Origin of the sequence: Embleya sp. AB8 (assembly GCF_049739465.1) — a bacterium.
Lineage (GTDB): Bacteria > Actinomycetota > Actinomycetes > Streptomycetales > Streptomycetaceae > Embleya.
In genome coordinates, this window is the sequence record NZ_JBMHHY010000052.1 from 1 (window position 1) to 13,449 (window position 13,449).

12 protein-coding genes and 1 pseudogene are annotated in these 13,449 nt (G+C 70.9%); 7 read left to right on the forward strand and 6 right to left on the reverse strand.

All coding sequences use genetic code 11. From position 1 onward, the window contains the following. The 3 genes from ABIA38_RS43835 to ABIA38_RS43845 form a co-directional block, all read left to right on the forward strand. The coding region (locus tag ABIA38_RS43835) for a dolichyl-phosphate-mannose--protein mannosyltransferase (RefSeq protein WP_424644643.1) at positions 1 to 1,079 on the forward strand (1,079 nt) is incomplete at its 5' end. Then, positions 1,058 to 1,897 (forward strand): response regulator, encoded by an 840-nt coding sequence (locus ABIA38_RS43840; protein WP_424644644.1) that lies wholly within the window; start codon positions 1,058 to 1,060, stop codon positions 1,895 to 1,897. The genes ABIA38_RS43835 and ABIA38_RS43840, both read left to right, overlap by 22 nt. Before the next feature lie 148 nt (positions 1,898 to 2,045). After that, positions 2,046 to 3,278, forward strand: coding sequence for an alpha/beta fold hydrolase (locus tag ABIA38_RS43845; protein ID WP_424644645.1), 1,233 nt, complete (start codon positions 2,046 to 2,048; stop codon positions 3,276 to 3,278). Between the two features lie 211 nt (positions 3,279 to 3,489). Here ABIA38_RS43845 and ABIA38_RS43850 read toward each other — a convergent pair whose 3' ends face one another. From ABIA38_RS43850 to ABIA38_RS43860, 3 genes and pseudogenes are all read right to left on the reverse strand, one after another. Continuing rightward, positions 3,490 to 4,272, reverse strand: a complete 783-nt coding sequence (locus ABIA38_RS43850) for an SAM-dependent methyltransferase (RefSeq protein WP_424644646.1) — start codon at positions 4,270 to 4,272, stop codon at positions 3,490 to 3,492. Positions 4,273 to 4,385: 113 nt separating this feature from the next. After that, positions 4,386 to 6,055, reverse strand: a pseudogene (locus tag ABIA38_RS43855) (FAD-binding dehydrogenase). 157 nt (positions 6,056 to 6,212) lie between these two features. After that, positions 6,213 to 7,742: an MFS transporter gene (locus tag ABIA38_RS43860; protein ID WP_424644647.1), complete on the reverse strand. Its 1,530-nt coding sequence runs from the start codon at positions 7,740 to 7,742 to the stop codon at positions 6,213 to 6,215. A gap of 100 nt (positions 7,743 to 7,842) precedes the next feature. Between ABIA38_RS43860 and ABIA38_RS43865 the strand changes: the two genes are divergently transcribed. Beyond that, positions 7,843 to 8,259: a MarR family winged helix-turn-helix transcriptional regulator gene (locus ABIA38_RS43865; protein WP_424644648.1), complete on the forward strand. Its 417-nt coding sequence runs from the start codon at positions 7,843 to 7,845 to the stop codon at positions 8,257 to 8,259. 59 nt (positions 8,260 to 8,318) lie between these two features. On the opposite strand, the gene ABIA38_RS43870 is transcribed toward ABIA38_RS43865, so the two are convergent. After that, complete coding sequence (locus ABIA38_RS43870; RefSeq protein ID WP_424644649.1) at positions 8,319 to 8,687, reverse strand: peptidoglycan-binding domain-containing protein; 369 nt, start codon at positions 8,685 to 8,687, stop codon at positions 8,319 to 8,321. A gap of 401 nt (positions 8,688 to 9,088) precedes the next feature. Here ABIA38_RS43870 and ABIA38_RS43875 point away from each other — a divergent pair, with 401 nt between their 5' ends. Further along, the gene (locus ABIA38_RS43875) at positions 9,089 to 9,394 is read left to right on the forward strand and encodes a hypothetical protein (RefSeq protein WP_424644650.1); all 306 of its coding nucleotides are present in this window, start codon (positions 9,089 to 9,091) and stop codon (positions 9,392 to 9,394) included. A 214-nt stretch (positions 9,395 to 9,608) separates the two neighbouring features. Here ABIA38_RS43875 and ABIA38_RS43880 read toward each other — a convergent pair whose 3' ends face one another. Then, a complete protein-coding gene (locus ABIA38_RS43880) occupies positions 9,609 to 10,985 on the reverse strand; it encodes an MFS transporter (RefSeq protein WP_424644677.1) in 1,377 nt (458 codons plus the stop codon). 201 nt (positions 10,986 to 11,186) lie between these two features. Here ABIA38_RS43880 and ABIA38_RS43885 point away from each other — a divergent pair, with 201 nt between their 5' ends. Beyond that, positions 11,187 to 11,789 (forward strand): TetR/AcrR family transcriptional regulator, encoded by a 603-nt coding sequence (locus ABIA38_RS43885; RefSeq protein WP_424644651.1) that lies wholly within the window; start codon positions 11,187 to 11,189, stop codon positions 11,787 to 11,789. A 66-nt stretch (positions 11,790 to 11,855) separates the two neighbouring features. Here ABIA38_RS43885 and ABIA38_RS43890 read toward each other — a convergent pair whose 3' ends face one another. Then, the gene (locus ABIA38_RS43890; protein WP_424644652.1) at positions 11,856 to 12,830 is read right to left on the reverse strand and encodes a helix-turn-helix transcriptional regulator; all 975 of its coding nucleotides are present in this window, start codon (positions 12,828 to 12,830) and stop codon (positions 11,856 to 11,858) included. Between the two features lie 97 nt (positions 12,831 to 12,927). Between ABIA38_RS43890 and ABIA38_RS43895 the strand changes: the two genes are divergently transcribed. Continuing rightward, on the forward strand, positions 12,928 to 13,329 hold the full coding sequence (locus ABIA38_RS43895; RefSeq protein ID WP_424644653.1) for a RidA family protein: 402 nt from the start codon (positions 12,928 to 12,930) through the stop codon (positions 13,327 to 13,329). The last annotated feature ends 120 nt before the right edge of the window (positions 13,330 to 13,449 follow it).

A 13,449-nucleotide genomic window follows, 5' to 3' on the forward strand; every position in this document is an offset into this window, starting at 1 on the left:
TGCTCGACCTGGTACTGATGTTCTGGATCCTGGCCGCGTTCGGATGCCTGCTGATCGACCGCGACGACACCAGAGCCATCGCGGCCGAGATGTTCGGGTCCGGCCCGGACGCAGCACGCGCGGCCACGACGAAGTTCGGCGTACGGCCCTGGCGCATCATGGCCGGCATCTGCCTGGGCCTGGCCTGCGGCACCAAATGGAGCGGCATCTACGTACTCGCCGCGTTCGGCGTACTGACCGTGCTCTGGGACGCCGGCACCCGCCGCGCATGCGGCGCACGCCGGCCCTACCGCGCGACACTGCGCCACGACGTACTGTTCGCGTTCCTGTCCACCGTCGCGATCGCGACGGCCATCTACATCTGGTCCTGGACCGGCTGGTTCATCACCGACGACGGCTACTTCCGCCACTGGGCCGACGACCGCGCCGGCCTGTCCCCGGACCACATCCTCGGCATCCCACTCCCACAATTCGGCATGACATGGGTACCCGCACCACTGCGCAGCCTGTGGCACTACCACGCCGAAATGTGGTCCTTCCACACCCACCTGGACGCTCCGCACCCGTACCAGTCGAACCCGTGGAGCTGGCCGGTACTCGGTCGACCCGTTCTCTACTACAACGAGACCGTGCACCAGGGCACGGCCGGTTGCACGGAGCAGGACTGCTATCAGACCGTGCTCGGCATCGGCACCCCGCTCCTGTGGTGGACCGGGGTGATCGCGGTCGGCTACCTGCTGTTCCGCTGGGCCGGCCGCCGCGACTGGCGCGCGGGCGCGATCCTGTGCGGCCTGGCCGCCGCGTACCTCCCCTGGATGGCATACCAGGAACGGACCATCTTCCTCTTCTACGCCGTCGCGTTCGTCCCGTTCCTGTGCCTGGCCGTCACCATGATGCTCGGCGCACTGCTCGGCCCACCGGGAGCCACGGAACGCCGACGCGCATGGGGAACCGCCGGGGTCGTCGCGATCATCGCCCTGATCGCCTGGAACTTCCTCTACTTCTATCCGATCCTCGCCGGCGAGACGATCGGTCGAACCGCGTGGCTGGACCGCCTGTGGTTCAGCACCTGGATCTGAGCCGGCCGGAGGGTCGTGATCGGCTGCGGCTGCTCGACGGTACGCTCACCGCAGGCCCGCACGGCGGGTGGTGGGCCGTGGTCGCCCGGTTGCCGGCCGCCCCCGCGCCCCTACCCCCGGAATGTGGCCCCATGACCGTCGCCCCCGCTCCCGTACCGCTGCGCGTCGTCGTCGCCGACGATCAGGCCAGCGTCCGTGAGGGCCTGGTGTTGCTCCTGGACACGCTGCCCGACATCGACGTGGTCGGCGCCGCCGCCGACGGTGCGCAGGCGCTGGAACTGGTGGCCGAGCACCGGCCGGACGCGATCCTGCTCGATCTGCGCATGCCCGTCCTGGACGGCGTCGCGACCACCCGTCGGCTCACCGCCGAGCACCCCGGGGTGGCGATCGTGGTGCTGACCACGTACGCCGACGACACGTCGGTGCTGGCGGCGCTGCGGGCGGGCGCGCGCGGCTATCTGACCAAGGACGCCGACCGTACCGACATCGCCCGCGCCCTGCGCGCGGCGGCGGGCGGGCTGGGCGTGTTGGATCCGCGCGTACAGGCGGTACTGCTCGCCGCCACCGCACCGCCCACACCACCCGCGCCGCCGGGGCCAACGGAGCCGCCGGGGCCCGCGCATCCCGACGGCCTGACCGATCGTGAGGCCGAGATCCTCGCGCTGATCGCCCGGGGTCTGACCAACCCGGAGATCGCCGAGCGGCTGTTCCTGAGCAACCACACGATCAAGACGCACATCAACCGGATCTTCGCCAAGACCGGCTCGCGCGATCGCGCCGCCGCCATCGGCTACGCGCACCGCCACCACATCGCCTGAGTACTTCCCGGGGAGCACGCGCACCCGGTCGATGTGCCGCCCACGAAGGCCGCGAAGAGCCTCCCCGGGTCGGATGCGGCGGCGGGGTGCCGGCGGCGAGAGTGGATCTCCAACCACTCGATTCCATCCACCTACGGGGGCGCACACTGTGGACCACACCTCGACCGACGCCAAGACCGACGGCCAAACCGACGGCATCAGCGACCGCGCCACCGACGAGACCCTGTCGAGCACGACACCCGAGCAGCCCGGGCAGCTCGAACAGCCCGAACAGCCGGGTCGGTCCGGTCGGTCCGGTCGGCCGGAGGAATCCGCACAGCCCGAAGAAGCCACGCCGCGCGAGGAATCCGCGCAGCCCGAGGCACCCGTCCCCCGCAAACCGCCGCGCTCCCGCCTACGCCGCCGGCTTCGTCGAATCGCGCTGACCTGCGCCGTGTTGCTGGTCGGCGTCACCATCGCCTCCTTCACCTACAACGCCGTCACCGACGATCGCGCCGACCCACCGCCGGGGCTGAGCTACGTCCAGGCGGCCGACATCCGCACGCGCTACCAGACCTGGGGCAGCTCGGGGTCCCCCGTCGTCCTGGTGCACGGTGCCTTCGAATCGGTCGACACGTGGTCCCGGCTGGCTCCCCTGCTGGCCCGCGACCACCGGGTCTACGCCCTGGACCTCACCGGCTACGGCTACAGCCAGCGTCGCGGCCCGTACACGGTCGACCACTTGACCCGCCAACTCCTGGGCTTCCTCGACGCGATGCACCTGGGCGGTCCCGGCGAACGCCCGATCCTGGTCGGCCATTCCAGCGGCGCGGCCATGGTCGCCGAGGCCACGCTGCGCGCGCCCGAGCGCATCGGCGGCCTGATGCTCCTGGACGGCGATGCCCTGGACACGGGCGCGGGCCCACCGGCCGCCCTGAAGTACGTCCTGATCGATCCGTTCCGCACCAGCCTGCTCCGGATCGGCCTCGACTCGGACTGGCTGATCCGCAAGGTGTACAACACCCAATGCGGCCCCGGATGTCCGAGGCTCGACGGCGCCGGTGTCGACGAATGGCGCCGCCCGTTCCAAGTGGCCGGTGCCGAGGGCGCGTTGTGGAGCATGCTCGGCGAAGGTGTCCTGGGCATCTCCGCCGACCGGCTGACGCATCTGCGCGACATACCACTGCCCAAATCCGTCGTCTTCGGCGCGGGCGACGACGTCTTCGACCCCGACTCCCCCGTCAAGACCGCCGGCAGAATCGGCGCCCCACCCCCGACCCTGATCCCCAGGGCCCACCATCTCCCGATGATCTCCGCCCCGGAGGCCGTGGCCACCGCCGTCAACGCCCTCGCACCACCACCCGCTCCGCCGCCCCCGCCCGCCCCGGGGCAGGGCACCTGACACCCACCGCCACGTCCGCAGCGCGGAGTCGGGGCTCTCGCGGGCGCCGGCAGCCCAGCGCCGACCGCCTGCGGAAACCGCCGAACCGACCGCGAGGGCAGGCCACATCACGCCCCCGGATCGGGCCGCGAACCGCGCAACCCGCGTGTCCGGCCCGCCCCGGACCGACGCCCCGGCCCAACCGCGCCGGCCGTTCCGACCCGGTATCGCGTCAGCGCAGGCGGCCGATGGCGGCGAACATGTTGGTGTCCTCCACGTCCGCCGGCTTTTCGTCGGCCTCGGGGCGCCAGTGCTGCATCGGGACCACGCCGGGGTCGATCAGGTCGCAGCGGGCGGTGAAGAGGGCTTCGATTTCGGCACGGGAGCGGAGGTACATCGGGACCCCTCGGCGGGTGTAGACCTCGGCCAACGCGGTGGAGCCCTTGGCCAGATCAGCGGTTGCCGCGGTGATCGCGAGGTAGCTGCCGGCGGCCAGCGGGGCGGTCAACTTCTCGATCAGGCCGGCGGCGTCCTCGACGAATTGCAACATCGCGATGACCGTGACGCCGACCGGTTGGCTCAGGTCCAGGGTCTCGCGCAGGTCGGGCGTCGCGAACAGCAGGTCTGGGTCGCGCATGTCGGCCTCGACGTAGGCGGTGCGGCCCTCCGGCGAACTGGCCAGCAGCGCGCGGGCGTGCACGAGGACGATGGGGTCGTTGTCCACGTAGACCACGCGCGCCTCGGGAACGTTGTCCTGGACCACCTCGTGCAGATTCGGCGAGGTCGGGATGCCGGTGCCGATGTCCAGGAACTGGCGGATGCCGCCCTCGGTGACCAGCCAGTGCGCCATCCGTCGCATCACCGCCCGGTTGACCCGCATGCTCGTCCACAGGCCCGGCCACACCTTCAGCGCTTCCTCCGCCGCTTCCCGGTCGGCGAGGTAGTTGTCCTTGCCGCCGAGGACGTAGTCGTACATCCGCGCCGAATGCGGAACCGTCGTGTCCACGTGAACCATGCTCGGCCACTCCTGTCTTCGCTTTTCCTGCAACTGGTAACGCGCTGGGGTCGGTTCGCGTCCGGGGGGTGCCTCACAGGAACGTACACCCGACCTCGATCGACCGCCCGGCCCTATCCGCCGAGTGCCGCCGCCGCGGCCCGCCCCGCGCGCCGTCCGGTGAACAGGCAACCACCGAGGAACGTACCCTCCAGGGCGTTGTAGCCGTGGACCCCGCCGCCACCGAAACCGGCGAGTTCGCCCGCCGCGTACAGTCCGTCGATCGGGCGCCCGTCGGCGCCGAGCACCCGCGAGTCGAGGTCGGTCTGGATGCCGCCGAGGGTCTTCCGGGTGACGATGTGCAGCCGGACCGCGATCAGCGGCCCGGCGGCCGGGTCCAGGATGCGATGCGGCCTGGCCACCCGGGAGAGCCGATCGCCCAGGTAGCGGCGGGCGTTGTGGATGCCCTGGATCTGCGCGTCCTTGCCGAAACGGTTGGCGAGTTGCCCGTCGCGCGCCTCGATCTGCCGGCGCAGGCCGGCCGGGTCGAGGAGCGGCTGCTGCGTCAACTCGTTCATCTTCGCGACGAGTTGCCCCAGCGTGTCGGCGACGACGAAGTCCGCGCCTCGCTGCTTGAACGCCTCCACCGGACCCGGCGCGCCCTTGGTGAGGATACGTTCGCGCAGGAAGGAGCGTACGGTTCCGCTGGTGATGTCGGGGTTCTGCTCCGATCCGGAGAGGGCGAACTCCTTTTCGATGATCTTCTGGGTGAGTACGAACCAGGAGTGGTCGTACGCGGCGATGTCCTCGGTGGTGCGCAGGTGGGCCAGTGTGCCGAGGGTGTCGTAGCCGGGCAGGCACGGGTCCGGCAGGCGTCGGCCGAGCGCGTCGAACCACATCGAGGACGGGCCGGGCAGGATGCGGATGGCGTGGCCGGGCCAGATCGGGTCCCGGTTGTGTACGCCCTCGGTGTAGTGCCACATCCGGTCCCGGTTGACCACGCGCGCGCCGGCCGCCGCGCCGATGTCGAGCATCCGGCCGTCCACGTACGCCGGAACGCCGGTGACCAGGTGCGCGGGCGGGCTGCCGAGCCGTTCGGGCCAGTACCGGCGGACCAGGTCGTGGTTCCCGCCGATCCCGCCGGTGGCCAGGACCACCGCCTGGGCGGTCAGTTCGAACTCGCCCACCGCGTCCCGGTTGCTCGGCGCACCACGCGGCGCGGGGTCGGGTGCCGGCAGCCGGCCGCGCACCCCTGTACCGCGCCGCCGGAGGTGACCAGCGCGTCGACCACATGCCGGTGCTGGAAGGTGACCAGTCCGGCGGCGGCACGCTCCCGCACGGCGCGCACGAACGGGTCCAGGACGCCCGGCCCGGTCCCCCACGCCACGTGGAAGCGCGGCACCGAGTTGCCGTGTCCGTCGGCCCGCAGGCTCCCCCGCTCGGCCCAACCCACCGTCGGCAGAAACGAGATCCCGTACTGCGCCGGCCAGGATCGATTCTCCCCGGCGGCGAACTCGACGTAGGCCCGGGCCCAGCGCCGCCCCCACTCGTCCTCGGGCCGATCGAACCCGGCGCTGCCCTGCCAGTCATGCCAGGCCAACGCCACCGAATCGGTCACCCCGAGCCGCCGCTGCTCGGGCGAATCGACCAGGAACAGCCCACCGAGCGACCAGTACGCCTGCCCGCCGAGGTTCGCCGGCCCCTCCTGATCCAGCACCGCGACCCGCTTGCCCCGCCGGGCCAGTTCGTGGGTCGCCACCAGCCCGGCAAGCCCGGCTCCGACGACGATGACGTCAGCGTCCATTGGAGTGTTCGCTCCTGTCCGGCCGGTTCGTGCCATCCCTCGGGATCGGTGCTGTGATCGTAGGGCCCGGCGGCCGGGCGGCCAACGACCGATGGCAGGCCGCGGACGTGGAGTCCGGGCCTGCCATCGGTGGTGTGTGAGGGGGTGAACTGTTCGGCTACAGGCGCTTGTCCGCCCCCGCCCCCGCCGCCGACTCCGCCGTCCCGGCTTCCGCCTTCGCCGCGCGTCCGCGCCGGGTCGCGCCGAGCAGCGGGACCACATTGAGCAGCAGGCCGACGATGGCCACGCCGGTGACCAGGTTGGCACCGGGCCGGTAGCCGCCGAAGTCGGTGTCACCGGCCTTGGCACCGGCGGTAAGGGCGGTGACCACGGCCAGCACGAGGGCCGCGCCGACCTGGCCGGAGGTCTGCACCAGGCCGGAGGCGAGGCCCTGTTCGGAGTCCTCGATGCCCTCGGTGGCCTGGGCCATGATCGCGCTGAACCCGAACGCGAAGCCGCCGCCCAGGAGCAGCATGGTGGGCAGTACGGAGAAGGCGTAGTTCGGCGTGCCGCCGGCGGTGGCCAGGAACCAGACGTAGCCCAGGCTCATCGACGCCATCGAGGCGATCAGCAGCGGCGCGGTGCCGTAGCGGTTGATCAGCCGTCCGGTGAACGGCGAGCCGAAGGCCACGACCAGGCCGGCGGGCAGCAGGGCGAGTGCCATGCGCAGCGCGGACCAGCCCAGTCCGTCCTGGAGGTAGAGGGTCATCATGAACTGGAAGCTCATGTAGGAGCCCATCAGCGCGACGATGCTCAGGTTGGCGCGCACCACCGTGCCGATCCGCAGGATGCCGAACCGCACCAGCGGGTGGGCGAGTCGCTTCTCGACGAAGACGAACGTGGTGAGCAGTGCCGCGGCGAGCACTATGGAGCCGAGGGTCAGTGGCGCGGTCCAGCCGCGTTCGGGTGCGGAGACGACGGTGTAGACGGAGAGGAGCATGCCGCCGCTGAGGGTGACGGCGCCGACCAGGTCATGGCCGCCCTCGTCGGCGGGGCGGTCGCGCGGGATCAGGAACCAGCCCGCGACCAGGGCGAGGATGGCCAGCGGTACGGGGGTCAGGAAGGTCCAGCGCCAGCCGAATTCGGTGAGCAGTCCGCCCAGGATCAGGCCGGAGGAGTAGCCGCTGGCGCCGAAGACGGAGAACACGGACAGCGCCCGGTTGCGGGCCGGGCCCTCCGGGAAGGTCGTGGTGAGGATGGACAGCGCGGTCGGCGCGGTGAAGGCCGCGGCCAGACCCTTGATGAAGCGGGTGGCGATCAGCAGGCCACCGCTGTCCACCAGCCCGCCGAGCAGCGAGGCGGCGGCGAACACGGAGAGCGCGATCAGGAAGACCCGACGTCGACCGAGCAGGTCGGCGGTCCGGCCGCCGAGCATCATCAGTCCGCCGTAACCGAGCACGTAGCCGTTGACGATCCATTGCAACGACGTGGCCGACAGGCCGAGTTCGTGGCCGATCGAGGGCAGTGCGACGCCGACCATGGAGACGTCGAGCCCGTCCAGGAACAGGACGAGGCACAACACGGCGAGGACGCCCCAGAGTCTGGGGGTCCAGTGCGGGGCGGACGACGTTGAGTCGGGTGTGGCGGACGAAGGGGCGGAGTGCACGCGGGCGGACGACTCCGCGTAGGTCTCGACTGTGGGGGCCATGGGGAAGAACATATATGCGTACGCATTGAATGTCCACGCATAAAATGTGAGCGCAATAAATTCACTTGCATAATATGTACGTCGGCGCTACCATGTCGCGATGAAGACCGAGGAGCCGCTGATCGGGGAGCCGCCGACCACTGGGCCGCCGGCCGAGGAGCCGCTGGTCGAGCGCTGGCGGGACCTGTTGTCCCAGTACAGCCGGGTGGCCCACGAGCTCGATCGTGCCCTTCAGGCCGCGCACTGCCTGACGATGAGCGACTTCGAGGTACTGGACCGGCTGATCACCGCCGACCACTGCAAGGCCCGCATCCACGATCTGGTGGGCGACCTGCACCTGAGCCAGAGCGCCTCCTCACGCGCCATCGCCCGACTGGAGAAGTGCGGCCTGGTCGAGCGGGCGATGTGCGAACTCGACCGGCGCGGCGTCATGGTCACCGCCACGACCCGCGGTCGCGAGTTGCACGCCCAGGCCCGGCGCACCCAACTCGCGGTCCTGGCCGAGCACTTGGTCTGAGTCCGGACGCCGGGACGAGGGCCCGCGCCGCCGCCCCGACGCCGAATCCAACCCGGGTTCTAGCAGTTCGGGTTGTTGCGCAGCTGGTACCACGTGGCGGCGTCGACCTGGCCGGACGAACCGATGTGCGAGCAGCGCTGATACCACTCGACGGCCCGGTAGGTGCTCTGGTCGTAGTTGCCGTCCACGTAGAGCTGCGAGTTGCCGGTGCTAGGCGTGTACGCCCCCAGGTTGATCAGGCACTGGACTTCCTTGATCCGGGCCACGGCGGCCGGACCGGTCTGCCCCGCCCCGGTCCACTCGGTCCCGTTGTAGAACCCACACGAGTATCCCGGGCCACCCGCCGGGAGGGTCGGCGCCGCCGATGCCTGGCCGACGGCCGACGCCGTACTGCCCAGTGCCGCGGTCGTCGCGATCGCGGTGGCCACTGCAAACGAACGTAGAGACCTCACGGTGCTCCCTGTTGTGCCGTGACGAACACGAGAACTCACCCGGCGCCGGGCGAAAACCCATGCGACCTCGCCCCGTCGGCTCCACCCGGCCGACGGCCGGGACGACGCATCTCGCGCCGTGGCCCCATGGTGAAGCCGCCACGACCGAAGCGGCAATCACCGACCCCCGGACCTCCGCAAGGCCGGCCCGATACACCGCAACGTTGACCGATATACCGCTCCTCCGAGACCCGAACACCCTTGGCATGCTTGGTAGTTGGCCGCACCGACCGACGGCGCGGAGCGACCCGACGGTTGGTCGGCGGTCGGCGGTCGGCGACGAACGCCTCGACCGGCCCGAGGGCGAACGACGTCCCGTCCTCGTTGACCAGCTGGGGATGGGCCTGCCCGACAACGACGCGACGTACCACGGCGCGACGATCGAGCAGGTGCGGCGCCTGGCCAGGCTGGTCGGCGAGCACGGGGGAAGCCGCCGGTGCCTGACCGTCGCCGACGCCCGCGCGCTCGCCGAGCGGTCCCTGACCGAAGTCGGCATCGCCGGCTGGGACGTCGAGTACACCCCGACATCCGGCGCGACGACCGGCCTGGCCTTCGCGGTGACGGACCCGGACAAGGGCGCGGTCCTGATCCGCGACGCCCCGCCGTCGGACTCGGCCTGCACGCGGACGGCCAACGCCGAGTAGCCCCGGGCCCGTTCCGGGAGCGCCCGGTGCGCCACGACTGCGAAGGCGCCCGCACGGGCAGGCGCCTCCGCAGCGTTTTCGCGGCGTTTTCGCGGCCTTTCTGCGGCGTTTTCGGGGTGCTGCCACGGCGCTTCCAAGCGAAGCGGCGGCGGGGCGATCGTCAACACCTCGAGCCTGTCGGTGGGTCGGTGGGTTGTTCCCGTTGCGCGGACGCTTACCTGGGGTTGGACTTCTCCAGCCACAGGCCGGTGAGCACGGCGGTGGCCAGGGTGACGGCGCCGGCCACGACAAAGGCGGTGTTGAGGCCGGATTCGAAGGAGCCGCCGCCGGATTCCCGGGCGCGGACGACGACTCCGAGCAGCGCCACGCCGAGCACCGCGCCGATCTGACGGGTGGTGCTGCTGATGCCCGAGGCGAGGCCTCCCTCCTGTGGGCTGACCGCCTGGATGGCGGCGCCGGTGAGCGGGGACATGGTCAGCGCGAAGCCGATGCCGACGACGGCCAGTCGCCACCACACGTTCGCGTAGCCGGTTTCCGCGTGCACGAAGCCCAGGGTCAGCAGCCCCAGCCCGGCCAGTGCCAGGCCGACGGTGACCACGATCCGGAAGCCGTACCGGACGGCGAGCCGGCCCGCGTACGGGCTGACCACGACCATGGCGAGGGTGGTGGGCAGGGTCTGCAGGCCGGCCCGCAGAATCGAACTGCCCTGGACGTACACGAAGAACTGGGAGAAGAAGAACGACGAGCCCATCAGGGCGAACCCGACCACCACCATCGCCGTGTTGGACACCGTGAACAGCCGCTGCCGGAACAGCCGTAGCGGCAACATCGGCGCCGCCCGACGGCTTTCGACGGCGAGGAAGCCGGCGAGGAGCACCGTCGCGGCGGCGAAGCTGCCCAGGATCAGCGGCGAGGTCCAGCCGCGGGAACCCCCCTCGATCAGCCCGTAGGTCAGCGTCCCCACTCCCAGGACGGACAGGGTCGTCCCCGGGATGTCGATGGCGGGGGCACTCGGATTGCGGGATTCGCCCAGGATGCGCCGACCGGCGAGCAGCAGGACGACGCCGATCGGCAGGTTGACGACGAAGATGGCGGGCCAACCGAAGGCCTCCGTCAGCACGCCGCCGGCCACGGGTCCGGCGGCCAGACCGATGCCGCTGATCCCGGCCCACAGCCCGATCGCCTTGACTCGCTCCTGGGGCACGGGATGCGCGGCGACGAGCAACGCCAGGGAGGCCGGGCTGAGCGCGGCGGCGCCGATGCCCTGGAGTACCCGTCCGGCGATCAGCCAGCCGATCGAGGATGCGCAAAAGCACAGCACGGATGCGGCGGTGAACACCGCGACGCCGGTCAGGAACACCCGTTTGCGGCCGAAGCGGTCGGCGAAGACGCCGCCGGACAGCAGCAGCATGGCGACCAGCAGCACGTAGGCGTCGACGATCCATTGCAGACCGGTCAACTGGGTGTGCAGTCGCTCCTGCATGTCGGGCAGCGCCGCGCCGACGATCGTGTTGTCGAGCAGCACCATGAACTGGCCCAGGCAGATCACCGTGAGAAACGCCGCCCGGTTCGGTCGACTGCCCACGGCCACCGGCGGTGCCGCCGTCGCAGTGCCTTCGTACGCGGTCAAGGCCGGTCCTTTCGTTCGTCTGTCGCACCCGGCTGCCACCGCACCGGCGCGGAGCGGCGAAGGCGGCCGGGGACATCACAAAAGCAGTCATCGACTGCGTTAGTAGATGCTAAAGCGACTCCGCACACAAACGCAAGAGCCGGCTGCGTTAGGGTGGGAGACATGGACGATCGACAGCGAGTCCGGCGGCGGCCCGGCGGGCGCAGCGCCCGCGTCAGCGCGGCGGTGCACCAGGCCGTCACCGACCTGGTCGGCGAACGCGGCTACGGCAGCTTCACCGTCGGCGACGTCGCCGCTCGCGCGGGCGTGGCCGACAGCAGCATCTACCGCCGGTGGGGCAACCTGGAGACCCTGCTCACCGACGTGGCGCTCACCCGCCTCGCGGCGCGGTCGCCGATGCCCGACACCGGGAGCCTGGTCGGCGACCTGCGCACCTACGCGGCCAATGTGGCCCGCGAGATCACCGGACCCGAGGGGTTGGCGGTATTGCGCCTGGCCATCGCCCTGACCGGCAACGACCAACAGGGCCTGCAGGCGCGTGACGATTTCCTCGCCGAACGCACCCGGTTCCTGGAGTCCATGCTCGATCGCGCCCGGGAACGCGGCGAGCACCCACCCGACGCGCTCGACCTGCTCGACCACGTCATGGCCCCGATGTACATCCGCGTCCTGTTCGGCGCCGGCCCGCTCACCCCGGAGTACGTCGACGGACTGGTCGACCGATTGCTACGGGCGCAACCCGGCCCCGAAGTCGAGCGCCCCTAGGGCGTGTCTTCAAGCCCTAGCCGGAGCTGGTCGGCTGCGACGGCGGCCCGCAGAAGGCGACAACTCTCAGGGGGACACTCCGTAGTAGGCGGCGATCGCGGCGGCGCGGTCGCGCAGGGAGTCGCGCAACCACTGTGGGGACAGGGCCTCCGCGTTCGTGGCGAGCTGCCACAGCGCCCATTCGGCGTGTCTCGGATCCTGGAAGGTCACCTCCAGCCGCAACCGGCCGTCCGCGTCGGTTTCCTCGGCGAGGACGGCCAGCGCGGTGCCCACCAGGTCCTCCCGCCGTGCGGGGTCCACCCGTACCAGCACGGTGACTTGGTCGCCGCCGGTCCGGAACCGCGTGCTGCGTTCCTGCCAGACCCGGTCCAGATCGACCTGGTCCGGTCGTTGTGCCGGTTCGGCGAGTGCCTCGGCGGCCAGGATCCGGGACAGCCGGTAGGTGCGATCCGCGCCGGACCTCGCGGCCAGCAGGTAGCCCTGGCCGCGCACGGTGACCAGGCCGATCGGGTCCACCGTGCGCCACTTCGGGGTCCGGTTCACGGCCGCGTACCGGATGCGCAGCTTGTGTCCCGCGAACACCGCGCGCCGGACCTCGGCCGGCACGGCGTCGGGTACCTCCTCGGCGACCAGCCGACGCGAGAGCAGGTCGATGTCCGGGTCGATCAGCAATCGCCGGACCGCGCCGGCCGCACCGGCCCGTTGACCCTCGGGCAGTGCGTCGACCACCTTGCGCATGGCCGAGGCGAGCGCCGAGCCGAGGCCGAACACCTGCGCGCCGCGCCGCGATCCGGCGACCAGCAGGGCAAGTGCCTCGTCGTGGTTCAGTCCGGTGAGCTCGGTCCGAAAACCGGGCAACAATGCGAACCCACCGTGTCGACCGCGCTCGGCGTAGACCGGGACGCCGGCCGCCGACAGCGCCTCGATGTCGCGCAGCACGGTGCGGGTGGACACCTCCAACTCGCGGGCCAGCGCGGGCGCGGACAGCCGACCGTGTTGCCGCAGCAGCAGCACAAGCGAGACCAACCGATCGGCGCGCACCCGAAAACGCTATCGGAATACCCGACATGGGATGTCGTGATTTGTTGCGAGGCTGATCCGGCACGACAAAGCCCATCGCACCCGAGAGGTGACCCGCATGGCCCACGCCATTGTCAATCCGGACGGTTTGCACGACCCGGTCCCGTTCGGCTACAGCCACACCGCCACGGTCCCCGCAGGCACGGAACTGGTGCTTGTCGCGGGCCAGTACGGATCGGGTCCGGACGGCGCGGTCGTCTCGACCGACTTCACCGAGCAGGTGAAGCAGACGTTCCACAACATCGGCATCGCGCTCGCCGCCCATGGGCTCGACCTCGGTCACGTCGTCCAGCTCAGGACGTATGTGGTGAACCACGACGTCGGCAAGCTCGGGCCGATCGCCGGGGCGGTGCAGGCGTGCTGGGGTACCAACCCGCCCACGCAAACCCTCATCGGCGTGGCGAGCCTGGCCACGCCCGACGTGCTGTTCGAGGTCGAGGCCCTCGCCGCCCGCCCCTGACCCAACGCCCACACCCGGGCCGTTCGACCCGACGCGGGTGACGCGACGGTTCGGTGACGGGTGGCGTGGCAAGGTGAACAGGCGCCATCGGACCCGAAGTCCGGGCAACACCTCGCCCCG

Coding starts and splice junctions, on each gene's coding strand:
- ABIA38_RS43850 (WP_424644646.1), bottom strand. CDS start 4,272: ATGGTTCACGTGGACACGACGGTTCCGCATTCGGCGCGGATGTACGAC.
- ABIA38_RS43860 (WP_424644647.1), bottom strand. CDS start 7,742: ATGGCCCCCACAGTCGAGACCTACGCGGAGTCGTCCGCCCGCGTGCAC.
- ABIA38_RS43895 (WP_424644653.1), top strand. CDS start 12,928: ATGGCCCACGCCATTGTCAATCCGGACGGTTTGCACGACCCGGTCCCG.
- ABIA38_RS43865 (WP_424644648.1), top strand. CDS start 7,843: ATGAAGACCGAGGAGCCGCTGATCGGGGAGCCGCCGACCACTGGGCCG.
- ABIA38_RS43875 (WP_424644650.1), top strand. CDS start 9,089: ATGGGCCTGCCCGACAACGACGCGACGTACCACGGCGCGACGATCGAG.
- ABIA38_RS43885 (WP_424644651.1), top strand. CDS start 11,187: ATGGACGATCGACAGCGAGTCCGGCGGCGGCCCGGCGGGCGCAGCGCC.